This window comes from Caldimonas caldifontis, assembly GCF_002930615.1.
Taxonomy (GTDB): Bacteria; Pseudomonadota; Gammaproteobacteria; order Burkholderiales; family Burkholderiaceae_C; genus Caldimonas; species Caldimonas caldifontis.
Genome location: NZ_PSNX01000008.1, coordinates 44,972 through 70,374 on the forward strand (window position 1 = coordinate 44,972; position 25,403 = coordinate 70,374).

At 68.8% G+C, this 25,403-nt stretch carries 22 protein-coding genes and 1 pseudogene; 6 read left to right on the plus strand and 17 right to left on the minus strand.

Features of this window, described 5'->3' with window-relative positions; genetic code table 11:
- From leuS to C1704_RS09760, 4 genes are all read right to left on the minus strand, one after another.
- Entirely contained in the window at positions 1-2,661 is a 2,661-nt protein-coding gene (gene leuS, locus C1704_RS09745; protein ID WP_104302533.1) for a leucine--tRNA ligase, read from the minus strand.
- Positions 2,662-2,846: 185 nt separating this feature from the next.
- Positions 2,847-4,322 (minus strand): ATP-binding protein, encoded by a 1,476-nt coding sequence (locus C1704_RS09750; protein ID WP_211286918.1) that lies wholly within the window; start codon positions 4,320-4,322, stop codon positions 2,847-2,849.
- A 15-nt stretch (positions 4,323-4,337) separates the two neighbouring features.
- On the minus strand, positions 4,338-5,156 hold the full coding sequence (gene dapB, locus C1704_RS09755) for a 4-hydroxy-tetrahydrodipicolinate reductase (RefSeq protein ID WP_104302534.1): 819 nt from the start codon (positions 5,154-5,156) through the stop codon (positions 4,338-4,340).
- A 7-nt stretch (positions 5,157-5,163) separates the two neighbouring features.
- Positions 5,164-5,691, minus strand: a complete 528-nt coding sequence (locus C1704_RS09760; protein WP_104302535.1) for an outer membrane protein assembly factor BamE — start codon at positions 5,689-5,691, stop codon at positions 5,164-5,166.
- A 122-nt stretch (positions 5,692-5,813) separates the two neighbouring features.
- Here C1704_RS09760 and fur point away from each other — a divergent pair, with 122 nt between their 5' ends.
- Positions 5,814-6,254: a ferric iron uptake transcriptional regulator gene (gene fur / locus C1704_RS09765; RefSeq protein ID WP_104302536.1), complete on the plus strand. Its 441-nt coding sequence runs from the start codon at positions 5,814-5,816 to the stop codon at positions 6,252-6,254.
- Between the two features lie 6 nt (positions 6,255-6,260).
- On the opposite strand, the pseudogene hprK reads toward fur, so the two are convergent.
- The 4 genes and pseudogenes from hprK to C1704_RS09785 all read right to left on the minus strand — a co-directional run bounded on the left by hprK (position 6,261) and on the right by C1704_RS09785 (position 9,649).
- Positions 6,261-7,189 (minus strand): annotated as a pseudogene (hprK, locus tag C1704_RS09770) (HPr(Ser) kinase/phosphatase).
- Between the two features lie 16 nt (positions 7,190-7,205).
- A complete protein-coding gene (locus tag C1704_RS09775) occupies positions 7,206-7,676 on the minus strand; it encodes a PTS sugar transporter subunit IIA (protein WP_104302537.1) in 471 nt (156 codons plus the stop codon).
- Between the two features lie 226 nt (positions 7,677-7,902).
- A complete protein-coding gene (hpf, locus tag C1704_RS09780; RefSeq protein WP_104302538.1) occupies positions 7,903-8,256 on the minus strand; it encodes a ribosome hibernation-promoting factor, HPF/YfiA family in 354 nt (117 codons plus the stop codon).
- Between the two features lie 172 nt (positions 8,257-8,428).
- Complete coding sequence (locus C1704_RS09785; RefSeq protein WP_104302539.1) at positions 8,429-9,649, minus strand: MFS transporter; 1,221 nt, start codon at positions 9,647-9,649, stop codon at positions 8,429-8,431.
- Between the two features lie 126 nt (positions 9,650-9,775).
- Between C1704_RS09785 and C1704_RS09790 the strand changes: the two genes are divergently transcribed.
- Positions 9,776-12,451: a bifunctional acetate--CoA ligase family protein/GNAT family N-acetyltransferase gene (locus tag C1704_RS09790; protein ID WP_104302540.1), complete on the plus strand. Its 2,676-nt coding sequence runs from the start codon at positions 9,776-9,778 to the stop codon at positions 12,449-12,451.
- Positions 12,452-12,559: 108 nt separating this feature from the next.
- Positions 12,560-13,129 carry a TRAP transporter small permease subunit gene (locus C1704_RS09795; protein ID WP_104302541.1) on the plus strand — a complete coding sequence of 190 codons (570 nt, stop codon included), beginning with the start codon at positions 12,560-12,562 and terminating at the stop codon, positions 13,127-13,129.
- Between the two features lie 16 nt (positions 13,130-13,145).
- On the opposite strand, the gene C1704_RS09800 is transcribed toward C1704_RS09795, so the two are convergent.
- From C1704_RS09800 to C1704_RS09815, 4 genes are all read right to left on the minus strand, one after another.
- On the minus strand, positions 13,146-14,963 hold the full coding sequence (locus tag C1704_RS09800; protein ID WP_104302542.1) for an aminopeptidase P family protein: 1,818 nt from the start codon (positions 14,961-14,963) through the stop codon (positions 13,146-13,148).
- Positions 14,964-15,022: 59 nt separating this feature from the next.
- Positions 15,023-15,898 (minus strand): protease HtpX, encoded by an 876-nt coding sequence (gene htpX, locus C1704_RS09805; protein ID WP_104302543.1) that lies wholly within the window; start codon positions 15,896-15,898, stop codon positions 15,023-15,025.
- Between the two features lie 84 nt (positions 15,899-15,982).
- Positions 15,983-16,426 (minus strand): SH3 domain-containing protein, encoded by a 444-nt coding sequence (locus tag C1704_RS09810; protein WP_104302544.1) that lies wholly within the window; start codon positions 16,424-16,426, stop codon positions 15,983-15,985.
- Between the two features lie 80 nt (positions 16,427-16,506).
- On the minus strand, positions 16,507-18,078 hold the full coding sequence (locus C1704_RS09815) for an inorganic phosphate transporter (RefSeq protein ID WP_104302545.1): 1,572 nt from the start codon (positions 18,076-18,078) through the stop codon (positions 16,507-16,509).
- 219 nt (positions 18,079-18,297) lie between these two features.
- On the opposite strand from C1704_RS09815, the gene C1704_RS09820 reads away from it, so the two are divergent.
- From C1704_RS09820 to corA, 3 genes are all read left to right on the plus strand, one after another.
- On the plus strand, positions 18,298-18,912 hold the full coding sequence (locus C1704_RS09820) for a TetR/AcrR family transcriptional regulator (RefSeq protein ID WP_104302546.1): 615 nt from the start codon (positions 18,298-18,300) through the stop codon (positions 18,910-18,912).
- The gene (locus C1704_RS09825; protein WP_104302547.1) at positions 18,909-20,165 is read left to right on the plus strand and encodes a patatin-like phospholipase family protein; all 1,257 of its coding nucleotides are present in this window, start codon (positions 18,909-18,911) and stop codon (positions 20,163-20,165) included. The genes C1704_RS09820 and C1704_RS09825 overlap by 4 nt, the downstream gene beginning before the upstream one ends.
- Positions 20,166-20,369: 204 nt before the next feature.
- Positions 20,370-21,332: a magnesium/cobalt transporter CorA gene (corA, locus tag C1704_RS09830; RefSeq protein ID WP_104302548.1), complete on the plus strand. Its 963-nt coding sequence runs from the start codon at positions 20,370-20,372 to the stop codon at positions 21,330-21,332.
- Here corA and C1704_RS09835 read toward each other — a convergent pair.
- The 5 genes from C1704_RS09835 to C1704_RS09855 are packed head-to-tail and all read right to left on the minus strand — an operon-like array spanning position 21,325 to position 25,402.
- Positions 21,325-22,290, minus strand: a complete 966-nt coding sequence (locus C1704_RS09835) for an NAD(P)/FAD-dependent oxidoreductase (RefSeq protein ID WP_104302549.1) — start codon at positions 22,288-22,290, stop codon at positions 21,325-21,327. The two genes, corA and C1704_RS09835, sit on opposite strands and share 8 nt — an antisense overlap.
- Positions 22,287-22,724: a nuclear transport factor 2 family protein gene (locus C1704_RS09840; protein WP_104302550.1), complete on the minus strand. Its 438-nt coding sequence runs from the start codon at positions 22,722-22,724 to the stop codon at positions 22,287-22,289. The genes C1704_RS09835 and C1704_RS09840 overlap by 4 nt, the downstream gene beginning before the upstream one ends.
- A 37-nt stretch (positions 22,725-22,761) precedes the next feature.
- Positions 22,762-23,535, minus strand: a complete 774-nt coding sequence (locus C1704_RS09845; protein ID WP_104302551.1) for an SDR family NAD(P)-dependent oxidoreductase — start codon at positions 23,533-23,535, stop codon at positions 22,762-22,764.
- 8 nt (positions 23,536-23,543) lie between these two features.
- Entirely contained in the window at positions 23,544-24,080 is a 537-nt protein-coding gene (locus C1704_RS09850; protein ID WP_104302552.1) for a DUF3833 domain-containing protein, read from the minus strand.
- Complete coding sequence (locus tag C1704_RS09855; RefSeq protein WP_104302553.1) at positions 24,077-25,402, minus strand: MFS transporter; 1,326 nt, start codon at positions 25,400-25,402, stop codon at positions 24,077-24,079. Before C1704_RS09855 ends, C1704_RS09850 begins: the two co-directional genes overlap by 4 nt.
- Position 25,403 lies beyond the last annotated feature (1 nt).

A 25,403-nucleotide genomic window follows, 5' to 3' on the forward strand; every position in this document is an offset into this window, starting at 1 on the left:
TCAGACCACCACGTTCACGAGACGGCCCGGCACCACGACGATCTTCTTGGGCGGCTTGCCCTCGCCGAACTTCGCGAACTCGGGCGCGGCCAGCGCGGCGGCCTCGATCGTGGCCTTGTCGGCGTTGGCTGCCACCTTGATCGCCCCGCGCAGCTTGCCGTTGACCTGCAGCACGAGCTCGATCTCGTCCTGCACCAGCGCGGCCTCGTCCACCAGCGGCCAGGGTGCGTCGAGCAGGTCGCCGAAGCGTGCGGCATAGCCCAGCTCGCTCCACAGGCTGTGGGTGAGGTGGGGGCAGGCCGGGTAGAGCACGCGCAGCAGGATGCCCAGGCCTTCGCCCACGGCCCAGGCGGCGTAGTCGGCGTCCTGGGGGGTGCGCGCGTCGAAGCTTTCCAGGGCATTGAGCATCTTCATGCAGGCCGACACGACCGTGTTGTACTGCATGCGCTCGTAGTCGTGCGTGGCCTGCTGCAGCAGCCGGTAGATCTCCAGGCGCAGCTTCTTCACCTCGGCCGGCGCGGCGTGCCAGATGATCTCGGTGGCCAGCCCCGGCATCAGCATCTTCGCCGGCAGGTCGCGGTGGGCCTGGGCGTAGTTCCAGACGCGGCGCAGGAAGCGGTGGGCCCCCTCGACGCCGGCGTCGTTCCACTCCAGCGTGGCCTCCGGCGGCGAGGCGAACATCGTGAACAGGCGCGCGGTGTCGGCGCCGTAGCGGTCGATCAGTTCCTGCGGGTCCACGCCGTTGTTCTTGCTCTTGCTCATCGTGCCCACGCCCTCGTAGGTCACGGCCGAGCCGTCGCTCTTGAGCTTGGCGCCGGTGATGCGCCCCTGGTCGTCGTAGAGGTTCTCGACGTCGTGGGGCCAGAAGTACTCGATGCCGCCCTTGTCGGTGCGGCGCGAGTAGATGTGGTTGAGCACCATGCCCTGGGTGAGCAGTTTCGTGAAAGGCTCATCGACCTTCACCAGCCCCAGGTCGCGCATCACCTTGGTCCAGAAGCGGGCGTACAGCAGGTGCAGGATGGCATGCTCGATGCCGCCGATGTACTGATCCATCGGCATCCAGTACTGCGCCCCTTCGGCCACCATCTTGTCGTCGCGCTTCGGGTCGCAGTAGCGCATGAAGTACCACGAGCTGTCCACGAAGGTGTCCATCGTGTCGGTCTCGCGGCGCGCGGGTTGGCCGCAGCGGGGGCAGTCCACCTTCAGGAAGCTCTCGCACTTGTTCAGCGGATTGCCCGAGCCGTCGGGGATGAGGTCCTCGGGCAGCACCACAGGCAGGTCCTGCTCGGGCACCGGCACGGCGCCGCAGTCGTCGCAGTGGATGATGGGGATCGGTGTGCCCCAGTAACGCTGGCGGCTGATGCCCCAGTCGCGCAGGCGCCAGGTGGTCTTCTTCTCGCCCAGGCCCTTGGCAGCCAGCAGCTCGGCCACCTTGTCGACGGCGGCCTGGTAGGGCAGGCCGTCGAGCACACCCGATGCAATGCAGCGGCCCCGCTGCTTGTCGGCATACCACTCGGCCCAGGCTTCGGTCGAGTAAGTCTCGCCCTCGACGGCCACGACCTGCTGGATCGGCAGCGCGTACTTCTTCGCAAAGGCAAAGTCGCGCTCGTCGTGTGCCGGCACGCCCATCACGGCACCGTCGCCGTAGCTCATCAGCACGTAGTTGCCCACCCACACCGGGACGGGCTGGCCGGTCAGTGGATGCGTGACCGTCAGCCCCGTGGGCAGACCCTCTTTGTCCTTGAGCGCCAGCTCCGCCTCGGTGGTGCCGCCTTGCTTGCAGCGTTCGATGAAGGCGGCCAGTTCAGGGTTGCCGGCCGCGGCATGCGTGGCCAGCGGGTGTTCCGGGGCCACCGCGCAGAAGGTCACGCCCATGATGGTGTCGGCGCGCGTGGTGAAGACGTACAGCCGCCCGTCCTGGATCAGCGCGCCCGAGGCATCGCGGATCTCGTGCGGGAAGGCGAAGCGCACGCCCTCGCTCTTGCCGATCCAGTTCTCCTGCATCAGGCGCACGCGCTCGGGCCAGCCGGGCAGGTGGTGCTGCACGTGGTCGAGCAGCTCGTCGGCATACTTCGTGATCTTGAGGTAGTAGCCGGGGATCTCGCGCTTTTCCACCAGCGCACCCGAGCGCCAGCCGCGCCCGTCGATCACCTGCTCGTTGGCCAGCACGGTCTGGTCCACCGGGTCCCAGTTCACCACCTGGGTGCGGCGCTCGGCGATGCCGGCTTCCAGCATCTTCAGGAAGAGCCACTGGTTCCACTTGTAGTAGTCGGGCGAGCAGGTGGCGACCTCGCGGCTCCAGTCGATGGCCAGGCCCATGGCCTGCATCTGGCCCTTCATGTGCGCAATGTTGGCGTAGGTCCATTGCGCCGGCGGCACCTTGTTCTTCATCGCGGCGTTTTCGGCCGGCAGGCCGAAGGCGTCCCAGCCCATGGGCATGAGCACGTTGTAGCCGTTCATGCGCAGGTAGCGCGTCAACATGTCGTTGATCGTGTAGTTGCGCACATGGCCCATGTGCAGCTTGCCCGAGGGGTAGGGCAGCATCGAGCAGGCGTAGAACTTCTTCCTGCTCGCATCTTCGGTGACGCGGTAGGCGTCGCGGGCTTGCCAGTGGGCCTGGGCGGCCTGTTCCACGTCGCGGGGGTTGTATTGGTCTTGCATGGCGAGAGGGGGGATCTGAAGGGCGCTCGTTGCGCCTTCCCGGGGTCCGCTGGATTGTAGGAGTTCTGGTTCCTCGACCTGAAAGCGGTGCAGCCGCCGTCCTGGCCTGAGGTTGGAAAACAAAAGAAATCTAAGTTGTTGTCAGAAAAAAAGATTTTTCGAGGTTCCAGGTTGTTTTCTGACGTTCAGGATAACAAGTCTGGGCGTCCGTTGGTCGCATCCCCGGTGGGTTTGCTGTAAACCATGTTGCGCTTGCCTCGGTTCGGATCCGCCACCAGCAGGCCTTGTTCAACCCAGCGCCTCAACTGCTTGGAAGCCTTCAGGGTATCGAGGTTGGCGATCCGACATAGATCGCCATTGGCGATCGGGCCGTTCCGGTCGATCCAATCGCTGACCTGCTCCCAGACAGGGGGGCGCTCTTCGTTGAGCAGCGTGACAATGATGGCTTCCTGCGCCTGCTCGCGCAGTTCGCGGTACTGGGGTGGATAGAGGTTTCCAGCACGCATCAGGCTGAACATCATTCGAACGCCCTCGCCCGCGTCGACATTTGGGGGCTCGGGGAACTCCCGAAGGTTGGTCGCAATGAGTGGGTTGCGGGCGAAGGACCCGGCGCGGTGAACGGTCGCCGGCGTGATTCGTCCCGGGAAAAGGCCGGGACTGAGCACTTCGATCCGGTTGTCAAAGATGCGAACCTCGATTTCGCGGTTCAGTCGATAGTCGCGGTGGATGACCGCATTCGTCAAGGCTTCCTTGATGACGCGTTCTGGATAGCGATGGATCGTGCGGAAGCCGGATGCAGCAAGGGTGAGGCCGCCCGCCAGTTCGTCGAGCACGTGGGCGTGCGTCTGGGAGATCAAGTGATAGAGTGGACCTGAGAGTGTCTTTGGAGGCTTTCTCAGATTGGGCACTTCCTCGTTCGCGATCATGTTGCCGCGATAGTGGAACACCCGCACATCGGCGCGGGTGCCGCCCGCTGCCAGCAAGGCGCCTGGATGATCAGCGAACAGGAGCACAGCCGCGCGCAATGGCCGCAGTTCACCGCCCACCTTCTTTGCCAGTCCGATCCGGTAGAGCTGGTCGGCGATACCAGTGGGGGCCAGTCCTCTGCCGCGCAGGTACAGACGCCATGTGTCCGTCACCAGCAGATCGAAGTCCACATCGACGGGTTCGGACTCTGCGCTGCGGACGCCACGCCGATACGACAGTTCGGTGATCTCGGATGCGGACATCTCGCGGTTGCTGGCCTGACCCCTCGTCCAGGTGCCGTCATCGAGAATGGAGTGCACTTTGTCGCTTGCGGGAACGTGCAATGCCACCAAGGACCCCTGGCTGCCGTCGCGCAGAGTGCAAGGAACGCGGAAGATCTGGGTGCCGTCAACGGCCGGCAGGAGATGAGTGCCCAGCTTGCGTATGAGCTCATCAACAGCTTCCTGGTTCTCTTCGACGCCATAGAGCCGTTGAGGGCCTCGGGCTTTCGACGGGTCCTCGACACCCAGCACCAGCCAACCGCCAGTCGTGTTGGCGAATGCGCAGACAGTTTCCAGCGCTTTGCCAACCATCTTGCCCGAGACGCGCTTTGTCTCAAGACGAATGGATTCATGCCCCGAAAGCACCCAGGAGATCAGCGAGCCGATCCAGGCTTCATCGGTCACGAGGTTCATGCGCGGGGCGACAAGTCAGCGCATGCCCAGCACGTCGTCCATGCCGAACAGGCCGCGCGGCTGCGTGGCCAGGAAGCGCACGGCGCGCAGGCTGCCCTGGGCGTAGGTGGCGCGGCTGCCGGACTTGTGCGTGATCTCGATGCGCTCGCCGGTGCCGGCAAACAGCACGGTGTGGTCGCCCACGATGTCGCCGCCACGCACGGTGGCAAAGCCGATGGTGGAGGGGTCGCGCTCGCCGGTCACACCTTCGCGGCCGTAGACGGCGCATTGCGTGAGGTCGCGGCCCAGAGCCTGTGCCACCACCTCGCCCATCTTGAGCGCGGTGCCGCTGGGGGCATCGACCTTGTGGCGGTGATGGGCCTCGATGATCTCGATGTCGTAACCCTGCGCGAGCGCCTTCGCGGCTGTCTCGAGCAGCTTGAGCACCACGTTGACGCCCACGCTCATGTTGGGGGCCATCACGATCGCGATGTCCTGTGCGATGCGGGCGATCTCGGCTTTTTCGGCCTCGGAAAAGCCGGTGGTGCCGATCACGGCCTTCACGCCCAGTTCGCGGCACACCTGCAGGTGGGCCAGCGTGCCCTCGGGGCGGGTGAAGTCGATCAGGAAGCGCGCATCCTTCAGGCCCGCGCGGAGTTCGGCGCCGATGGTCACACCGGTGGTCTTGCCCAGGAAGGCACCGGCGTCCTGGCCGAGCGCCGGACTGCCGTCGCGGTCGAGTGCGCCGGTGAGCTGACAGTCATCGGCGGCCAGCACGGCTTCGATCAGCATGCGGCCCATGCGGCCGGAGCTGCCGGCGATGGCGATGCGGTGGGGAGCAGGGTTCAGGGACATCGGGGTCTCATTCCAGGGGCGGGTAGCTGCGGGTCGGGCCTTCGGGGGCCTGGGAGGCGGGGGGCGCGGCCGGCTTGGGCGCCGGCAGGGCGCGCAGTTGTTCCTCGGTGAGTTGCAGCGTGGGGGTGTTGCGTGCCTTGCGGAAGTTGTCGATGGAGGCGACGAAGGCCTCCTCGCTGGGCAGTTCGCCCGCATCCAGCCGGCTCAGGCGATCGCCGTCGAAGTAGGCGGTCACGCGGCGCTGCTGAGGCTCGGTGCCCTGGCGACGGATGGTGAAGATGTAGTCCCAGCGGTCGGCGTGGAAGGGGTCGGTGAGCAGGGGCGAGCCCAGGATCTCGCGCACCTGGGTGCGGCTCATGCCGGGGCGCACGGCCCGCGCCATCTCTGCGGTGATCACGTTGCCCTGCACCACCTCGGCCCGGTAAGGGGTGATGAGGCCCAGCACGCGGTCGCCGCCGGACGAGGCACAACCGGACAGCACCGCCAGGGCAGCGAGGGAGAGGGCCGCAAGCCCGTATCGCACAGCGAAAGGCATAAGGGTATTTCTCAGGAGGGGCGCACGCCCGGGATCGGGCCCGATATCATCGGAAGATTCTACCCAGCCGGTCCGGCGCGCCCTGGCGGCGCCCTCGATGACCACACGCCTTCGGAGCGGCCATGACCACCCTGGAAGAACTCAAGAGCAGCGGCCTGAAGGCCACCCTGCCCCGCATGAAGATCCTCGAGATCTTTCAGAAGGGGACGATGCGCCACATGACGGCCGAAGATGTCTTCAAGGCCCTGCTGGCCGAGGGCTCGGACATCGGCCTGGCCACGGTCTACCGTGTGCTGATGCAGTTCGAGCAGGCCGGCATCCTCTCGCGCAACCACTTCGAGGCGGGCAAGGCCGTCTTCGAGCTCAACGAGGGCAAGCACCACGACCACCTGGTGTGCGTGGTGTGCGGCCGGGTCGAGGAGTTCTATGACGCCGAGATCGAGCGGCGTCAGCAGCACATCGCCAAGGAGCGTGGCTATGAGCTGCAGGACCACTCCCTGGCCCTGTACGTGGTGTGCGGCCGCGAGGGCTGCAAAGGCCAGCACGGCGGCGGCGAGCGTTGAGGGAGCCTAGAGCCCGGCGTCGTCCTGCGCCATCGCGCGCTGGTGGCGTTCGATGAATTCCTTGTAGGTGTCGATGCCGCGCAGCTGCAGGATGGTGTTGCGCACGGCAGCTTCCACCAGCACGACACCTTGCGCACCGGCAGGCCCAGCACGTCTTCGTACAGCGGCTCGTAGGGCAGGCGCTCGAAGTCGCGCTCCATGGTTTCCTTGCGCACCAGGTGCACGATGAGCTTGAGGCGCATCTTGCGGCGCACGGCGGTCTCGCCGAAGATGGCCTTGATGTCGAGCAGGCCGATGCCGCGCACCTCCAGCAGGTTCATCAGCAGCTCGGGGCAGCGGCCTTCGATGGCCGTCTGCGAGACGCGGTACAGGTCCACCGCATCGTCGGCCACCAGGCCGTTGCCGCGCGAGATCAGCTCCAGGCCCAGTTCGCTCTTGCCCAGCCCCGATTCCCCGGTGAGCAGCACGCCGAGCCCGAGGATGTCCATGAAGACGCCGTGGCGCGTCGTGCGCTCGGCGAAGTGCAGGGCCAGGTCGGTGCGCACCACGTCGATCACGAAGCCGGCCGATTCCTGGGTGACGAACAGCGGGATGTCGGCGCGCTCGCACATGGCCACGAGCTGGTCGGGCGGGGTCATGCCGTCGGCCACCACCAGCACGGGCGGCTCCAGCGTCACGATGCGCGAGATGCGGCGGGCCTGGTTCTCGGGGTCGGCGTTGGCGAGATAGTCCACCTCGCGCTTGCCGACGATCTGCAGCCGGTAGGGATGGAGGTAGTTGAGATAACCCACCAGGTCGGCGGCCGACTGGGCGTCGCGCACGGCGACCTCGTCAAAGCGGCGCTCAGGGTGGGCGTGGCCGGCGATCCACTGCCACTTCAGCTGGGTGCGGTGGGCCTCGAAGAGGGCCTCGGCGCTGATGACGGTGGGTTTCATGGCCGAGGAGTCGTCCTCACGCCACCGATTTGAGCGGTTCCCAGTTGGAGATCAGTTCGTGCACCTTCGCGGCCTCGGGCTCGGTCTTGAGGCGCTCGCGCAGTTCGCGGTCGCTGAGCAGCTCGGCGATCTCGGAGAGGATCTCCAGGTGGCGCTGCGTGGCCGCTTCGGGCACCAGCAGGAAGATCAGCAGGCTGACCGCCTCGTCGTCAGGGGCGTCGAAAGGAATGGGCTGCTGCACCCGCACCACGGCGGCCAGGGGGTTCTTCAGCCCCTTGATGCGCCCGTGGGGGATGGCCACGCCGTGGCCGAGGCCGGTGGAGCCCAGGCGTTCACGCGCGAAGAGGTTGTCCGTCACGGTCGCCCGGGCGATGGCGTGCTGGTTCTCGAACAGCAGACCGGCGTGCTCGAAGGCCCGCTTTTTGCTGGTGGCTTCCACGTTCACCAGCACGTTGCTGGCGGGGAGGATGGCTGCGAGACGGTTCATGCGGTCACCGCGACGGGCTTGACGGCGCTCAAGCGCCTGTGCCCACGCGTCTTCGTGACAAAACGTTGAATTATAGGAAGCCCAGTGCTCACGTATAGAGCGGGCTCCCCACCGATGCGTTTCATTGTGCACACCTTGCTGCGGCGCAGCAAGCGATAGCGCCTGGGTGACAGATGGCAAAAGGCGGCCCGCAGGCCGCCACGCTCGTTTGAATGTTGGTGTTCACTTAACTCAGGGGTTCGCCCAGATCGCCATTGAGGCGCTTGGGCGACTGGTGGTGATGGTCCTGGAGACGATCCTTGTGCTTGACCACCTGGCGGTCGAGCTTGTCCATGAGTTCGTCGATCGCGGCGTAAAGGTCTTCGTGCGAAGTCTCACAGAAGATGTCCTTGCCCTTGACGTGCAGATTGACCTCGGCTTTCTGGCGTCTTTCCTTTTCCTTCAGTTTTTCCACGGTGAGCAGCACGCTGACGTCCACCACCTGGTCGAAATGCCTCGTGACCCGGTCGAGTTTGGTGAGCACATACTCACGCAGGGCGGGCGTCACTTCCAGATGATGGCCACTGATCGTCAGATTCATAGAACCTCCTTTCCGAGGGTATCCGGGGGGCCGCGCCCCGAGGTGGTGCGCCGGCCCAGGCGGGTGCCTGGATCCAGTGTGCTCCTGCACCACCCCCGTGACAAGACAGTGACGCAATACCTGAAACTGCCACGAGGCCGCTGTGGGCAGCCGGCCTGAACTGGGGCATGATTCAAGGCTTGACGGGGGCCTGCCAGACACGCAGGCGCGAGGCCAGCCACAGGGCGGCCACACTGCACCCCAGGGCCACCCAGCCCGCGTTGCCATAGCCGGCCACATGGCCATGCGCATCGCGCGAGATCAGCAGGCCGCCCACCAGGGCCGCCACGCCCATGGCAGCCGACTGCACCGATCCGTTCAGGCTGAGGAAGCTGCCGCGCAGCTCGGGCCGCGCCGCCGCACTGATCAGGGCCATGCCTGGCACGTTGCGGCCCGAGACGAACACGAAGAAGCCGGTGGTGACGATCACCATGACCCACAGCGGCACCGGGCCCAGGTGGGTGAGCGTCATCATCGGCACCACGGCCACCAGCGCCAGTGCCTGGAACACCTGGCGCTTGCCGAAGCGATCGGCCAGCACACCCCATAGCCGCGCCGTGAAGAAGGTCGCCACGCCGCCCACCAGGTAGATGGTGGGGACATCGGCTTCGGCGATGCCCACGTTGGCGGTGCCGTAGAGCGTGATGTAGGGAATGATGACGAAGCTGGCCCCCATCACCATGGCCGACAGTGCAAAGGCCGTCCAGTGGTTGGGCTCGGCGAGCACCCGGCCAAGGGCACGCAGCGCCGAGACACCGCGCTGGGCCTGCAGGTGGCCGTCCAGCCGTGGCAGCACGCGCAGGCTCATGGCCCAGATGCCGGCGGACAGCGCGGCGATGGCGACGAACGGCGCATGCCAGTCGAACTGCTGAGCCAGCCACAGGGAGGCGGGAACGCCGGCCACCGTGGACAGGGCGAACGAGGACATCACCACGCCCATGGCGCGTCCCCGGCGCTCGAAGGGCACGGCGTCGGCCACCATGGTCTGCACCAGGGCGCCCAGCACGCCGCCGAAGGCGCCTGCGGCGATGCGGGCGGCCATCAGCAAGGCATAGCTGGGCGCCAGCCCGCAGGCGAGCGTGGCCAAAGCGAAGCCGGCGTAGAGCCCCAGCAGCAGGCGCTTGCGCTCGAAGCGGTCGATGTAGGTGACGGCCAAAAGGCCCGAGGCGCCAGCGGACAGGGTGTAGGCCGACACCAGCAGGCCGAACTGGGCATCGCTGATGGCGAACAGCCGCGTGAGCTGCGGGCCCAGCGGCATCATCACCATGAAATCGACGATGTGGGTGAACTGCACGCCGGCCAGGGCCAGCAGCAGCCAGCGTTCCCGCTGGGGAGCGAAGGAGGAGTCGGGCATGGGGCTGCACTCTAGCAAGGCTCGGCGATGGATGCGGTCTTGACAGGCATCAAGCCCTGAGCCGGCCATCCCGACACACTGCCTCTTTAGACTTGCAGCGACTTCGGCCCATCGCAAAGGATCCCCGTGAGCATCCGCAACCTCGACGCTTTGTTCCGTCCGTCCGCCGTGGCCGTCATCGGCGCGTCCGAGCGTGAGGGCAGCCTGGGACTGCTGGTGATGCGCAACCTCCTGCAGGGGGGCTTTGCCGGACCGGTCTGGCCGGTCAACCCGAAGCGGGAGTTCGTGGCCGGGGTGCGCGCTTACCCGGCCGTGGCCGCCCTGCCCGGTGTGGCCGATCTGGCGGTGGTGTGCACGCCCGCGTCCACCGTGCCTGGGCTGATCGCGCAGCTGGGACGCGCCGGCACGCGGGCCGCCGTGGTGCTCAGTGCCGGCCTGGGTGAGCCGGCTCACCCCGGGGGGCCGACACTGCGTCAGGCCGCCCTCGACGCCGCGCGGCCCCATCTGCTGCGCGTGCTGGGGCCGAACTGCGTGGGCCTGCTCGTGCCGGGCCACGGGCTCAACGCGAGCTTTGCTCACACGCAGGCGCGGGCGGGCCCGCTGGCCTTTGTGTCGCAGTCCGGGGCCCTGGCGACGGCCCTGCTGGACTGGGCGAACGAGCGCGACCTCGGCTTCTCTCACTTCGTGTCGCTGGGTGACAGCGCCGATGTGGACTTCGGCGACCTGCTCGACTACCTGGCCTGCGATGCCAGCACGCGGGCCGTGCTGATGTATGTCGAATCCATCCAGGCGCCGCGCAAGTTCATGTCGGCGGCTCGCGCGGCGGCGCGCAACAAGCCGGTGCTCGTGGTCAAGGCCGGTCGGGCCCCGGAGGGGGCGCGGGCAGCGGCCTCGCACACCGGGGCGATCGCGGGGGGGGATGCCGTCTTCGATGCGGCGGTGCGCCGTGCGGGCATGCTGCGCGTGGACACGCTCACCGACCTGTTCGATGCCGCCGAGACGCTGGCACGCATGAAGGCCCCCCACGGGGATCGCCTGGCCATCGTCACCAATGGGGGTGGGGCCGGCGTGCTGGCGGCCGACGCCCTGGCGCTGGGCGGCGGGTGTCTTGCGTCGCTGGCGCAGGGCACCCTGGCGGCGCTCGATGCGGTGCTGCCGGGCACCTGGTCGCACGGCAATCCGGTCGATCTGATCGGCGATGCCCCGGTGACGCGCTACATCCAGGCGCTGGACGTGGTGCTGGCCGATCCGGGGGTGGATGCCTTGCTCTTCATGCATGCGCCCACGGCGGTGGTGCCCAGCGAGGACATCGCCCGCGCCGTGCTGGGGCGGCTGCGCGACGCGCCCCGGCCAGCCTTCACCTGCTGGTTGGGTGGGGTGGCGGTGGCGCCGGCGCGGGCTTTGTGCCGTGAAGCCGGCATTGCCAGCTACGACACGCCGGAGCAGGCGGTGCGGGCCTTCTTGCACCGGGTCGAATTCCAGCGCAATCAGTCCGCGTTGATGCAGGCGCCGCCTTCCGTGCCGCCGGGCCCTGGGGCTGACACCGTTGCTGCGCGGGCCGTGATCGACGAGGCCTTGCGCGACGGCCAGCGCTTGCTGAACGAGCCCCAGGCCAAGGCCCTCCTGGCGGCCTATGGCATTCCCGTGGTGGACACCCGCGTGGTGGCCGACGAGGCAGGGGCCGTGGCCGCTGCCGACGCCATCGGCTACCCGGTGGTGCTGAAGATCCTCTCGCCGCAGGTGTCGCACAAATCCGATGTGGGGGGCGTGGCGCTGTCGCTCAAGGACGCCAGCCAGGTGGCGGCTGCCGCCCGGGCCATGGCCGAGCGATTGCGCCAGCTGCGGCCCGATGCGACGCTGGCCGGCTACACCGTGCAGGCGATGGTCCAGCGCCCGCGCGCGCATGAGCTGCTCGTCGGGGCGTTGTGCGACCCGCTTTTCGGGCCGGCCCTCGTCTTTGGCCAGGGGGGCACGTCGGTGGAAGTGGTGCGCGACCGGGCCGTGGCGCTGCCGCCGCTGAACGTGAACCTGGCGCGCGACCTCGTGTCGCGCACCCGGGTGGCGAAACTGCTGGCGGGCTATCGTGACCGTGCCGCCGTGGACGAGGCGGCCCTCACCCGGGCGCTGATCCAGGTGTCGCAGCTGATGTGCGAGCTGCCGGAGGTGGTGGAGCTGGACATCAACCCGCTGCTGGCAGACGACCAGGGCGTGGTGGCGCTGGATGCCCGGGTGGTGATCGCGCCGGCTGCCGGGGCGGCGGTGGACCGCCTGGCGATCCGGCCCTATCCGGTGGAACTGGAGCATCGTTTCGACTGGGGCGGCCAGCCCATGCTGATGCGCCCCATCCGTCCCGAGGACGAACCGGCCCTGCGGGAGTTCTACGCGCATGCCGACCCGCAGGACCTGCGGCTGCGCTTCTTCATGGCGCGGCGCGAGGTGCCGCGCTCGGAGCTGGCCCGCTACAGCCAGATCGACTACGACCGCGAGATGACCTTCGTGGCCCTGCCGCTGGGTGGACCGGACGAACTGTGGGGCGAGGTGCGGGCCCTCTGCGACCCGGACAACCACACGGCGGAGTTCGCCGTGCAGGTGCGCAGCGGCCGCCAGGGCCGCGGTCTGGGGCGCTACCTGATGCAGCGCCTCATCGCCTACCTGCGCCAGCGCGGCACGCGCGAACTCGTGGGGCACTGCCTGCCCGAGAACACGGGCATGACCGCCCTGGCGCGTCAGCTGGGCTTTGCCGTGGACATGACGCACGAGCCGGGGGCGGTGTGGATGCGCCTGCCGCTGCAGGAGGGCTGATCAGCCGCGCCGAAGCATCGGAGCCTATGCATCGCAAGGTGTGTCATCCGCCAGGCGGAAGGCGCGTTGTAGGAGCACTGCCGCGATGCGGCGCGGAGGATATCCCCCATGAAGTGGCTCCTGACCTGGTCGGCGCACATCGATCGCCTGAGCGAGTGGCTCGGCCGCATCATCCAGTGGCTCGTGATGGCGGCCGTGGTGATCAGCGCCGGCAACGCCATCGTGCGCAAGGCCTTCAGCATGAGCTCGAACAGCCTGCTGGAGATCCAGTGGTACCTGTTCGCGGCGGTGTTCATGCTGGGCGCGGGCTATGTGCTCCACCGCAACGAGCACGTGCGCATCGACTTCGTGTCGGCCCGGCTGTCCCCGCGCGTGAACGCGGTGATCGACATCGCCGGCCTGCTGCTGTGCGTCGTGCCCTTCTGCCTGCTGCTCATCTACCTGTCCTGGCCGCTGGCGGTGCAGGCCTGGGTGAGCGGGGAAATGTCGCAGAACGCCGGCGGGCTGGTGCGCTGGCCCATCTATGCGCTCATGCCGGTGGGCTTCGGGCTGCTGCTGCTGCAGGTCCTGTCCGAACTGGTCAAGCGCGTGGCCTTTCTCACCGGCCATCGCGATGCGCCGACCAGCGAACCGGCCAAGCCCCAGGGCGAAGACGAAGGCCTGGCCGCGCCTCGCTGAGCCGGCCAGCGCAGGATCAGACCAGCGGGCGGGTGCGTTCGGCCAGCCAGTCGGCCGCGTCGCCGCTCACCCGCGGGCCCACGCGTTCGCGCACGGTGGCGTGGTAGGCATCGAGCCATTCGCGCTCGTCGGCGCGCAACAGGGACGGGTCGATGCAGCGCGTGTCGATGGGACACAGCGTGAGCGTCTCGAAGGCCAGCCATTCGCCGAACTCGGTGCGGCCGGCGTCCACGTTCATGGCCAGGTTCTCGATGCGGATGCCCCATTGCCCCGGCCGGTAAAGGCCGGGTTCGATCGAGGTGATCATGCCGGGCTCCATGGCGGTGTGGGCGTCCGCGGCGGCGTGGACGCTCAGCACCTGCGGGCCTTCGTGCACGTTCAGGAAGTAGCCCACCCCATGGCCGGTGCCGTGCCCGTAGTCCAGACCTTCGGCCCACAGGGGCGCACGGGCGATGGCATCGAGCAGCGGTGAGCGCAGGCCCCTTGGGAAGCGCGCCCGCGACAGGGCCATCATGGCCTTGAGCACCAGGGTGAAGTCGCGCCGGTGCTCGGCCGTGATCGCCCCGATGGGCACCACGCGGGTGATGTCGGTGGTGCCGCCCAGGTACTGGCCGCCCGAGTCGATCAGCAGCAGGCCGGAGCCCTCGATCACCGCATGCGACTGCGGTGTGGCACGGTAGTGGGGCATGGCGCCGTTGGCATTGAAGCCGGCGATGGTGGCGAAGCTCGGGCTCACGAAGCCTTCGCGGCGGGCGCGGGCCTCGGTGATGCGGGTGTCGATGTCCAGCTCGGTGAGCCGTTCGCCGCGCGCCAGGGCGTGCTCGAGCCAGGCGAAGAACTCGGCCAGGGCGGCGCCGTCCTCGGCCATGGTCTCGCGGATGAACCCCGCCTCGGCCTCGGTCTTGCGGGACTTGGCCAGGGTGGTGGGGTTCGTCGCCTCGACCACCTGCACGCCGGCCGGCAGCGCCTCGCGCAGGGCATGGGTCACCCGCCGCGGATCGATGAGCACGGTGGCCCCGGGCGGCAGGGCCGACAGGGCGCGCGCTGCCTCCTCGTAGGGTGCCAGGGTGACGCCGTCGGCCGCAAGGGCCTGCTGCACATGGGGCCCGACCTTGCCCGGGTCGATGAAGAGGGTGACTTCGGCCAGCCCGACCAGGGCATGGGCCACGAAGACCGGGTTGTAGGAGACGTCAGCCCCGCGCAGGTTGAAGAGGTAGGCGATGTCGTCCAGCGTGGACAGCACATGCCACTGCGCGCCGCGGTCCTGCATGGCGTGCCGCAGGGCTTCGAGCTTGGCGTCACGCCCGAGGGGCGCCTGCGGCGCCCGGTGTTCATAGACCGGCGGGGTGGGCCGGGCCGGGCGGTCGGGCCAGATCTGCCCGGGCAGGTCGAGGTCGGTGCGCAGCCGGATGCCGCGGGGCTCCAGGGCTGTTCGCAGCGCCCGCAGAAAGGCCAGGCCGACCACCTGGCCGTCCACCGCCAGGGACTGGCCGGGATGCAGATGGGTGGCCAGCCAGTCGATGTACTGGGTGCCGGCGCCGCTGCTGAGCTTCATCAGCACGATGCCGGTGCCGGCCAGCTGGGCCTCGGCCTGCACCCAGTAGCGGCTGTCGGCCCACAGGCCGGCATGGTCGCGCGTGACCACGAGCGTGCCCACCGAGCCGGTGAATCCGCTCAGCCACTCTCGCGCCTTCCAGCGCTCGGGCAGGTATTCGGACAGATGAGGGTCGCTGGAGGGCACCAGCACGGCATCGACGCCGTGCTGGTCGAGGGCATCACGCAGCCGGGCGATGCGGTCGCGCACGGCGGCCAGGGGGGCGGCGAGGGTGTCCATGGCAAAGCCTTTCAGATCACCCCGCCCATTCTAGGAGTGCGGGCCGCCGCCCACGGCCTTCAGGGTTGCTGCTGCAGTGCGCGGATGCGCTCTTCCATCGGGGGGTGGCTGGACAGCAGGGCCATGAAACCACTGCGGCGCGAGCTGATGCCCATGGACTGGAGCTGCTTGGGCATCTCGCCGGGGTCGAGATTGCCCAGGCGGGCCAGGGCATTGATCATGGGCTGCTTGCGCCCCATGAGCTGGGCCGCACCCGCGTCGGCGCGGAACTCGCGCTGACGCGAGAACCAGGCCACGATGATGGCGGCCAGGATGCCCAGGAGGATGTCCATCACGATGGTGGTGGCGTAGTAACCGATGCCCGGGTGGTCGCTGTTGTTGCGCAGCACCACGCGGTCGACGACATAGCCCACCACACGCGAGATGAAGACCACGAAGGTGTTCATCACACCCTGGATGAGCGTCATCGTGACCATGTCGCCATTGGCGATGTGGGCCACTTCGTGGCCGATGACCGCTTCCACTTCCTCGCGGTTCATGGTCTGCAGCAGGCCGGTGGAGACGGCCACCAGGGCCGAATTCTTGAAGGCGCCGGTGGCAAAGGCGTTGGGCGGGCCTTCGTAGATCGCCACCTCGGGCATGCCGATGCCGGCGCGGTTGGCGAACTGCTGCACGGTGTTCACGATCCAGGCGTGCGTGGGATCGGTGGAGTGGTTGATCACCTTGGCGCCGGTGCTGAACTTGGCCATCGGCTTGCTGATGAGCAACGAGATGAAGGCGCCGCCGAAGCCGATCAGGGCGGCGAAGCCGAGCAGGGCCCCCAGGTCGAGCCCCTGGGCGCTCATGAACCGGTTCAGGCCCAGCACGTTGGCGACGATGCCCAGCACGACGACGACGGCCAGGTTGGTCATCACGAACAGGAGGATGCGTTTCATCGGGGTCTTTCTTTCGGTCGAGTCAGGCGGATACACCGCGAGGCCCGCATCATGCCGCGAGCCGTCGCGTCGCGGGGGATTTCCCTACCAACCCCACAGCAGATTGCGTGCCACCCAGCCGGTCATGCCGCTGTCGTGCCGCACGCGGACCCAGCCCTGACGCTTTTCCAGGGTGCGCAGCACCTGGCCGTACTCGGCCTGGCCGACGATGCGGGCGCGGGTGCTGGGCTCGCTGCGCACATTCGCCGTCTTGACCTTCACGACATGGTGGGGCGTGGTGGCGGTGAGCGGCCGATACACCCAGGCCTCGTCGCCTTCGAAATCGCGCACCTTGAGCCACTGGCCCTGGCGCGCCGTGACCTGCAGGGGGTAGCCACGGCTGACCACCCACAGCGCGTCGTGCTGGGTGCCAGCACCGGCGCGCAGGTTCACCTCGGGGCGGTTGACGCTGACCATGGTCTGGGCGGCGGCCGGCCAAGTGGCAGCGGCCGCGATCAGCCCGGCAAGTGCAAGCGAGAGTCGGGTCATCTCGGGAAGTCTCCTGAAAGAGTCGGCAACCCGTGATAGTGCCCCTGCAGCGGCGGAGGTTCCGTTCGCCCCGGCCCGGCTCAGGCGTTGACCAGGCCGAAGATCATGAAGTAGAGCATGGCGGCCAGCAGCGCCGACACCGGCACGGTGATGACCCAGGCGGCGGCGATCTTGACCAGCTCGGAGCGCTTGACAAGCTCCTCGCGGTACACCTTGCGCAGCTTCTTGCGCTCGAACTTGGTCAGCTCCGCCCCCAGCGAGCGCCGCTTGAGCTGGGCCAGCATGTCGCGCTTCTTTTCGACGCTGGCCCGCGCAAACTCCTCGAGGTAGCGGTCGAGCACCCCATCCGGGGCGCCCTCGTGCTGGCTGCGGATGAACTCCAGGGCGTGGGCCTGGCGCTGCTGCAGGTATTCGCGCAGGAAGCCGACGCCGAAGACGGCGCCCACGGCGATGTGGGTGGAACTCACCGGCAGACCCAGCTGGGAGGCCACGATGACGGTGAGGGCGGCCGACAGCGCGATGCAGAAGGCGCGCATCTGGTCGAGTTCGGTGATGCCGCTGCCCACCTTGCGGATCAGCTTGGGCCCGTAGAGCATCAGCCCCAGCGAGATGCCCAGGGCTCCGACCACCATCACCCAGGTGGGAATGCGGGCCTGACCCGACACGGTGCCCGTGCGCACTGCCTCGGCGATGGCCGCCAGCGGGCCGACGGCGTTGGCCACGTCGTTGGCGCCGTGGGCGAAGCTCAGCAGCGCCGCGCCGCAGATCAGCGGCAGCGTGAACAGGGAGTTGATGCCGTCGCGGGTGTTGGGCAGTTGCGGGGCCCGGGCCTGCACCCATTGGCGTGCCAGTGCCCAGCCGGCCACCCCCAGGCCGGCGCCGATGGCGATGGCGAGCGGGAAGCCCACTTTCCACACACGGCTCAGGCCCTTGAGCACCAGGTAGGACGCGAAGGCCCAGACCATGATGCCAATGAGCAGGGGCACGGTGCGCTGGGCCGCCGCCACCATGTCGTCCCGGAACACGATGCTGTGCTTGATCCAGTAAAGGAAGCCGGCGGCGATGAGCCCCCCCAGCAGCGGCGAGATGACCCAGCTGGCGGCGATCTCGCCCAGCTGGCCCCAGTTGGCCGCCTGCAGCCCTCCGGCGGCCACGCCGGCGCCCAGCACGGCCCCGATGATGGAATGGGTGGTCGAAACCGGTGCTCCCAGGGCCGTGGCCACGTTCAGCCAGATCGCACCGGCCAGCAGGGCGGCCGTCATCAGCCACAGGAAGCGGTCGGTGCCTTCGATCGCCTCGGGGCGGATGATGCCCTTCTGGATGGTGCTGACCACGTCGCCCCCGGCGATCAGGGCGCCCGCGGCCTCGAAGACGGCGGCCAGCAGGATGGCGCCCACCATCGAGATGGCCCGTGAACCCACGGCGGGCCCCATGTTGTTGGCCACGTCGTTGGCACCGATGTTCATGGCCATGTAGCCTCCGATCACCGCGGCGGCCACCAGCAGGGCGGCATTGGGGCCGCTCACGCCCAGCCCCAGGCTGGTGTAGAGCAGGATGCCGACGGCAAACAGCAGTCCGATGCCGAGCTTGAAGGAGTCGTTGCGGCCACGGCGGGTGGCCTTCTCGATCTTGGCGATGTTCTTGAATTCCATGATCCGGGGACGACAGACCGTGTGACGAATCTGTGACGGATTTGTGACAGGCGGATTCTCGCCGAACCCGGCCCAACCCCGCCTGATCAGGGGGAGCGGCGTCACTGGCGTGTCATCCGAGGGGGACAGCGCCGCACACGGGGGCGTACCATCTGGGCTTTTCCCCCAGCCTGTTTTGCTGTGCAGTCCGGCGCGGCGGCGGGGGCAGCCCCGAGTGCCATGACCGAAGTCCTCAAGAAGAGCGAGCGCACCCTCAGCGCCATCGTCAACACCGCCCTGGAACTGGCCATCACCCAGGGGCTGTCGAGCATGTCGCTGGGGGAGGTGGCCAAGCGCCTGGGCATCAGCAAGAGCGGTGTGTTCGTGCGCACCGGCTCGGTGGAGAACCTGCAGGACCTCGTGCTGGCACGTTACGAACAGCTCTTCGCCGAGCACGTCTTCCTGCCCGCGCTGGAGGCGCCTCGGGGCCTGCCGCGGCTGGATCGCATCATGGAACTGTGGGTGGGGCGCGGCGTGGGTCGCAAGGCCATGGCCGGCTCGCTGCATGCCGTGGCGGCCTTCGATCTGCACCCGATGGAAACGCTGCTGCGCAAGAAGGTCCGCGGCGGCGTGGCCCGGTGGCGCCGCACCCTGGGCCGCACGGTGACCCAGGCCGTCGAGGAAGGGCACCTGAAGCCCGACACCGACCCCGCCCAGGTGGCCTACGAGATCAGCAGCCTGATGCTGGGCTACTTCCATGACCTGCACTTCCTGCGCGACCGCAAGGTGGTCGAGCGCACCTGGCAGGCCTACCAGCGGCTCATGTCCACCTACAAGGTGCCGGGGCTGACATGACGCTCGGCACCGTCTTCAGTTCGCTCGCACCCATGAGCGACAGCGGCCCGCCACCGCGCACGGCCCTGGTGCTGATGGGGGGCGGGGCCCGCACGGCCTATCAGGTGGGGGCGATGCAGGGCATCGTCCAGATCCTCGGTCCCTCACCGCGGGCCTTCTTCGACATCCTCGTGGGCACCTCGGCCGGCGCGCTCAATGCGGCCTACCTGGCCTGCCATGCTTCGGCGGGGCAGGCGGCTGTGGAGCGACTGGCGGCCTTCTGGGGCACGCTGCGCTCCGATCACGTGTACCACGTGGAGTCTCTGCGCAGCGCCCACCAGGGGCTGCGCTGGGCCACGCTGATCTCGCCGGCGTGGATGCTGCGGCGCCTGCCGCGGTCCTTTCTGGATGCCGAGCCGCTGGCGCGCAGCCTGAGGCGAGCGGTGGATTTCGGGCGCATTGGCCTGGCCTTGCGCGATCGTCACCTGCAGGCCCTGGCCGTCACCGCCTCCAGCTACACCAGCGGCCTGCATTGGACGTTCTACCAGACCGCCGATGCGCTGAAGGTGGAACCCTGGCAGCATCCGGGGCGGCGTTCGGTGGCCCAGCCGGTGGCTGCCGAGCACCTGCTCGCCTCGGCCGCCATCCCCTTTGTGTTTCCGGCGGTGCCGCTGCAGGTGAACGGGCGCACAGAGTACTTCGGGGACGGGTCCATGCGCCAGCTGGCCCCCCTGTCGCCAGCCTTCCACCTTGGGGCCACCCGCATCCTGGCCATCGGGGTGGGCCAGCCCGAACGTTCGGGGATGGCCGACGACCCCGACGAGTCCGCGGGCCAGTATCCGAAGATGGCTCAGATTGCCACCCATGCCATGGCCAGTGTGTTCCACGACACGCTGGAGGCCGATGTGGAGCAGGCCCTGCGGGTGAACGAGGGGCTGAGACGGCTGCGGCAGGCGCAGGGCGGTGCTGCCTTGCCGTACCGCACGGTGGAGGTGCTGTCGTTGCAACCGTCGTGCTCGCTCGATTCGCTGGCCCGCGAGCACGCACGCTCCCTGCCCGAACCCGCCTTCAAGCTGCTCAAGATGCTGGGCGGCACCCAGGGAGCCGGTGCGGCGCTGGCCAGCTACCTGCTCTTCGAGCCGCCCTTCGTCCAGGCCCTGATGGCCCTGGGGCGTGCCGATGCGCTGGCGCAGCGCGAGCGCATCGAGGCCTTCTTCGCCGGACGCCCCGTGCCTGCAGCGGGCGGTGCTGGCAGTCATGCAGCGGTGCCATAATCCGCACCAGTTCCATCACGGAGACTTCCTTGGACAGCCCCCAGCCTCGGTGGCCGTCCACTCCAACCCGGGTTCGCGCGTTGTAGCAGCGGGCCCGCAGCCGCAAGCGGCCTTGGGGTGAGACGGTGGCCGACCCTGACCCCTTCGCAACCTCAAGAGACACCTGCGCCGCTTCCCTGGAGCGGCGCCCCGGTTGGAGAATTCATGCTCAACGTCTTCACGCTGGCCAACGGCCGGCTCGTCCAGCAGGAGATCGACCGCCCCGAAGCGCTGTCGCAGGTCCAGCCGGTGTGGGTGGACCTGGAAGCGCCCACGCCCGAGGAAAAGGGCTGGATCGCCGGGCGCTTCGGCGTCAGCATCCCTCAGGACGTGGTCGATGAAGACCTGGAGGAATCGGCCCGCTTCTACGAGGAAGACAACGGCGAACTGCACATCCGCTCGGACTTTCTGGTGGACGAGGACGACACCTCGCGCAACGTGCGCGTGGCCTTCATCCTGCACAACAAGGTGCTGTTTTCCATCCACGATCACGACCTGCCGGTGTTCCGGCTGCTGCGACTGCGTGCGAGGCGCATGCCGGGGCTGATCGAGGACGCCAAGGACGTGCTGCTCAAGCTCTACGATGCCGATGCCGAGTACTCGGCCGACTCGCTCGAGGGCATCTACGACTCGCTCGAAAAGGTCAGCGGCCTGGTGCTCAAGGAGGAGGTCAACGACACGGCGGCCGCCGAGGCGCTCGCGGCCATTGCCCGTGAGGAAGACCTGAACGGCCGCATCCGCCGCAACGTGATGGACACGCGCCGCGCGGTGAGCTTCCTGATGCGCTCGCGCCTGCTCAATGCCGAGCAGTTCGAGGAAGCCCGCCAGATCATGCGCGACATCGACTCGCTCGACTCGCACACGGCCTTCCTGTTCGACAAGATCAACTTCCTGATGGACGCCACCGTCGGCTTCATCAACATCAACCAGAACAAGATCATCCGGATCTTCTCGGTGGCCAGCGTGGCCTTGCTGCCACCCACCCTGATCGCCAGCATCTACGGCATGAACTTCGAGCACATGCCGGAGCTGCAGTGGGAATACGGTTATCCCTTCTCGATCGCGCTGATGGCCATGACGGTGATCGCGCCCTTCTGGTACTTCCGCAAGAAAGGCTGGCTCAAGTAGCCTGCATCGCGCGAGCCAGAGCGCGGCCGCTGAGCCAGGCGCGTTCGATGCCCTCGGCCTTGCCGGTGGCGTGCCAGGTGTCGCCGCAGGCGCCGATGCGCAAGGTGGCCTCCCAGCTGCAGGGTTCGCTCAGGGGCTGGGGCACCTGGGCATAGCGCCAGCGGTGCGCCACGGCATGCGCCGGGCGGGCCAGACGCACACCGAGGGCTTCGCCGAAGGCATCGAGCAGGCGGCGCAGCACCTGATCGGGCGGGGCATCGAGGTTGTTGGCGCTCCAGTCGGGTGTGGCGTGCAGCACCCAGCGGCAGCCCACGCCGGCCACACGTTCGCGGCCCGGGCGGGTGTCATCACGGCGCGCCTCGCGCAACGGCCCCGAGGCCGGCTGCAGGCGCTCGCTGCGGGCGGGCAGGGCCAGCGGCCAGGCCGCCATCACCGTCCAGGTGGGCTCGCTGCGCACCGGGCGCACCCCCTCAGCGAGGGCCGGGGCCACGCCGAGCAGCGGCACGGCCTGCTCGGCCGGCACGGCCACCACGACGGCGTCGAACACCTGCTCGGCCAGGCCGGGCACCGGCTGGTGGGCGCGCAGCTGCCAGCGGCCCTCGCCGGCCGGCTCGATGGCGGCAATCTCGGTGTCGAGCTGCACGGCCAGGCCCTGCGCCAGCGCACGCGGCAGGGCGTTCATGCCGCCCACACCGGTGTGGCGAGCGTCGTCCACACCGGCAAGCCAGCCCGCCTCGGTCCATTGCGAGACCTGCTGGGCAAAGTCGCTGCCGCTGGCGGCGAAGTCGGCGCCCCCATGATCGAAGGGGCCGGCCGGGCTGTGCCGGGTGGACAGGCGCCCGCCGGGGCCGCGGCTCTTGTCGTAGAGCCGCACCTGCACGCCGGCGGCGGCCAGTTCGCGCGCACAGGTCAGGCCCGCCAGGCCGGCGCCGATGACAGCAACGTGGGAGATCGTCATGTGTTGGCCCTCCGCTTGAGCCAGCGCATGAGCAGGCCCACCACCGGCAGCTTTTCGTAGAGCTCCTCGGCGGCATCCCAGTAGTCGCGGTGCACGGCGATGCGGCCATCGGGCGCGAACAGCAGGTGGGAGGCACCGCGCACCACCTGGGGGGCGTCGCTGTAGCGCCGGAAGCGGAAGAGGAAGTCCCAGGTGAGGAAGCACTGGTCGCCCTGCGCGACGGCAGCCGTCACGACGAAGCGCGGCTCGCGCAGTGCCACGTCCATGTGGCGGAAGATGCGCTGCACCTCGGCCAGGCCCTGGACCTCGTTGAACGGATCCTTGAAGCGGCAGTCGTCGGTGTAATAGCGGCCGAAGTGCTGCACCGACTCGGGGGTGAGCGTCTCGAAGAAGTCGATCACGCGCTGCACGCGCGGGTCATCATGGCGGGTCATGGGGCGGCAGTGTAGAGCCGGCGCCCGGCGCCGGCGTTCACAGCCCGGTGGCCCGGCGCACCGCCGAGAAATAGAGGCTGTCGCGCAGGTAGCGCAAGGCCTTGAGCCACAGCGTGAAGCGGCGCGGGAAGTGGATCTCGAAGCGCCCGCGCGCCCAGCCGTCGAGCATGGCCTGTGCGGCCTGCTCGGGCGTGAGCAGGGCCGGCATGCGGAAGCGGTTCTGGGCGGTCAGCGGGGTCTCCACGAAGCCCGGGTTGATCACCGAGACGCCCACGCCCAGCGGTTCGAGGTCGAGGTAGAGCGTTTCGGCCAGGTTGATCATCGCGGCCTTGGTCGGGCCATAGGCCAGCGAGTTGGGCAGGCCGCGGTAGCCGGCCACGCTGGCCACCAGGCTCAGGTGGCCCGAGCGCTGGCGCTGCAGCACCGGCAGCACGGCATCGAGCAGGTACAGCGCGCCCACGTAGTTGACCTGCTGGTGGCGCAGGGCTTCGTCCAGATCGAAGGCCGTGGCGCGCATGGCCCGGTAGTGGCCGGCGCAATAGACGACCAGGTCCAGGCGGCCGTGGCGTTCGGCCAGGTCCTGGGCCGCGGCGCGCAGCGCCTCGCGGTGGGTGGCGTCCAGGGCGATGAATTCGCTGCCCGGGTGCTGGGCAGTGAAGTCCTCGAGAGCCTTCACATTGCGTGCGGACACGATGACACGGGCGCCGCGGGCATGCAGGGCCGATGCCGTGGCGCGGCCGATGCCGGTGGACGCGCCCACCAGCCAGGCGGTACGGCCTTGCCAGTCGGTGAGCTTGGGATTGAGGGACATGGGGTCTTTCAGCCCTTCACGAAGGTGAGCGTGACTTCGCCCAGGCGGATGCCGAACTTGCTCATCACCGCCTTGTTGAGCATCACGCGATCGTCCATCAGGTACATCCAGTCGTCGAACTGCACATCGTAGGTGCGGCCATCGACCGGCAGGCGCAGCGTGTAGCGCCAGTTGAAGGCATTGCCGCGCACCTGGCCGCTGGCCTCGCCCACCACGTCGTCGGCCCGGCCGGTGTAGCGGCCGTCGGCCAGGCGGGTGAGGCGCCACACGCGACGTTCGGTGCGGCCGTCGCTGTAGGTGAAGGCCTCGTCGAGCACACCCTGGTCGCCGTCCCAGCGGCCCTCCATCACCACGGTGAAGCGCCGCACCACCTGGCCCGAGCGGTCCTGGAAGATGCCGTAGGCGGTGAGCCGGCCGTTGAAATAGCGGCGCAGGTCCAGCTCGGGGCGCTCGCCGGCGTAGGCGTCCAGATTCTGGCTGGCGCAACCGCTGAACAGCGTGGCTGCAGCCGCGGCACCGCCCATCAGCACAAGGCGTCGTTTCATCGTTCCACTCCGGTGTCGTGCCGCATCCACAGGCCATACAGCGCGCCGGCGGCGGCGAGCTTGAGCACGCAGGGCAGCAGGCAGTAGGCCAGCGTCAGGGCCGCCAGGCCCTGGGCGTCGCGCGTGCCCGGCTCGTAGCCGGCCAGCTGCAGCAGTGGCAGGGCCAGGCCGGCGGCCAGGGCGAGGTTGAGCTTGGTCGCGAAGTTCCACCAGCCGAAATAGGCGCCTTCCGAGCGCCCCTGGTGACCGGCCCGCTGGATCACACCGGCCAGCAGAGCGGGCGGCAGGGTCAGGTCGGCGCCCAGGGCGATGCCGCTGGCCGCGCACACGAGCGCATAGGCCAGCACGTCGCCGCGGCCCAGGGTGGCGGCCCACACAAAAGCCGCCACGGCCAGCAGCATGCCCGCCAGCCAGCTGGGCGCCAGGCCGAAGCGCGCCACGGCGCGCACCCACAGCGGCACGGCCAGCGCGGCCGCGGCAAAGTACAGCGCGAGGAAGAGCGGCTCGTAGGCCGCGGCCTGCAGGCGGTCGCGGATGAAGAAGAGCACCAGCGTGGCCGGGATGGCGCTGGCAATGCCGTTGAGCAGGTAGATGAGCAGCAGCCGGCGGAACCCGCCCACGCGCCAGGGGCGCACCTGGCTCGGGTCGCGCAGCACGGGCGCGCTGCGGGGCTGGGGCGCCCGGCCCAGCGCCCACAGGCCCACGGCCAGCAGCACGGCAAAGGCGGTGGCGGTGACCCCCATGCCCGCCACGCTGGGCAGCACGCTGGCCACGAGCACGCCCACGAGCGCAAAGCCTTCGCGCCAGGCCACCACGCCCGCCCGCTGGCCGGCACCGCCCCCCAGCATCGCCCCCCAGGCCTGGTGGGTCACGCTCAAGGCGCTGTAGCTGAAGTAGGTGACGAGCAGCAGGGCGGCGCACCAGGCCAGCAAGGCGGCCGTGCCCTGCACGGGCGGGAAGAAGAGGGCGGCAAAGCCTGCGGCCAGCACACCGCCCATGGCCAGGCCCACCAGCCACACGCGGCGGGCCGAATGGTGGAAGAGCTGGTCCACCACCCGGCCGATCCACGGGTCCATCAGCGCATCGGCCAGCCGTGCGCCCAGCAGGACGGCGCCCAGCAGCGCGAGCGGCACGCCGAACTCCGCGGCGTAATGCGCGGGCAGCACCACATACAGCGGCAGGGCCACGAAGGCCAGGGGCAGGCCCAGCGCGCCGTAGGACAGGCCCTGCGCGGGCGCGCCCGTCCACCCGGCTGCGGCACGCGCATCGGCCGCAGACGCCGCGGTGGCCGGCAGGCGCGGCATGGCGGGTTGGGCGCCCATG

Bases quoted from the DNA above. Each gene is read 5' to 3' on its own strand.
- C1704_RS09775 (WP_104302537.1), bottom strand. From the start codon at position 7,676: ATGAACCGTCTCGCAGCCATCCTCCCCGCCAGCAACGTGCTGGTGAAC.
- C1704_RS09800 (WP_104302542.1), bottom strand. From the start codon at position 14,963: ATGGACACCCTCGCCGCCCCCCTGGCCGCCGTGCGCGACCGCATCGCC.
- fur (WP_104302536.1), top strand. From the start codon at position 5,814: ATGACCACCCTGGAAGAACTCAAGAGCAGCGGCCTGAAGGCCACCCTG.
- C1704_RS09815 (WP_104302545.1), bottom strand. From the start codon at position 18,078: ATGGAATTCAAGAACATCGCCAAGATCGAGAAGGCCACCCGCCGTGGC.
- htpX (WP_104302543.1), bottom strand. From the start codon at position 15,898: ATGAAACGCATCCTCCTGTTCGTGATGACCAACCTGGCCGTCGTCGTC.
- C1704_RS09760 (WP_104302535.1), bottom strand. From the start codon at position 5,691: ATGCCTTTCGCTGTGCGATACGGGCTTGCGGCCCTCTCCCTCGCTGCC.
- C1704_RS09785 (WP_104302539.1), bottom strand. From the start codon at position 9,649: ATGCCCGACTCCTCCTTCGCTCCCCAGCGGGAACGCTGGCTGCTGCTG.
- C1704_RS09795 (WP_104302541.1), top strand. From the start codon at position 12,560: ATGAAGTGGCTCCTGACCTGGTCGGCGCACATCGATCGCCTGAGCGAG.
- dapB (WP_104302534.1), bottom strand. From the start codon at position 5,156: ATGTCCCTGAACCCTGCTCCCCACCGCATCGCCATCGCCGGCAGCTCC.
- C1704_RS09825 (WP_104302547.1), top strand. From the start codon at position 18,909: ATGACGCTCGGCACCGTCTTCAGTTCGCTCGCACCCATGAGCGACAGC.
- C1704_RS09835 (WP_104302549.1), bottom strand. From the start codon at position 22,290: ATGACGATCTCCCACGTTGCTGTCATCGGCGCCGGCCTGGCGGGCCTG.
- leuS (WP_104302533.1), bottom strand. From the start codon at position 2,661: ATGCAAGACCAATACAACCCCCGCGACGTGGAACAGGCCGCCCAGGCC.
- C1704_RS09845 (WP_104302551.1), bottom strand. From the start codon at position 23,535: ATGTCCCTCAATCCCAAGCTCACCGACTGGCAAGGCCGTACCGCCTGG.
- C1704_RS09820 (WP_104302546.1), top strand. From the start codon at position 18,298: ATGACCGAAGTCCTCAAGAAGAGCGAGCGCACCCTCAGCGCCATCGTC.
- hpf (WP_104302538.1), bottom strand. From the start codon at position 8,256: ATGAATCTGACGATCAGTGGCCATCATCTGGAAGTGACGCCCGCCCTG.
- C1704_RS09840 (WP_104302550.1), bottom strand. From the start codon at position 22,724: ATGACCCGCCATGATGACCCGCGCGTGCAGCGCGTGATCGACTTCTTC.
- corA (WP_104302548.1), top strand. From the start codon at position 20,370: ATGCTCAACGTCTTCACGCTGGCCAACGGCCGGCTCGTCCAGCAGGAG.
- C1704_RS09810 (WP_104302544.1), bottom strand. From the start codon at position 16,426: ATGACCCGACTCTCGCTTGCACTTGCCGGGCTGATCGCGGCCGCTGCC.
- C1704_RS09750 (WP_211286918.1), bottom strand. From the start codon at position 4,322: ATGAACCTCGTGACCGATGAAGCCTGGATCGGCTCGCTGATCTCCTGG.
- C1704_RS09850 (WP_104302552.1), bottom strand. From the start codon at position 24,080: ATGAAACGACGCCTTGTGCTGATGGGCGGTGCCGCGGCTGCAGCCACG.
- C1704_RS09855 (WP_104302553.1), bottom strand. From the start codon at position 25,402: ATGGGCGCCCAACCCGCCATGCCGCGCCTGCCGGCCACCGCGGCGTCT.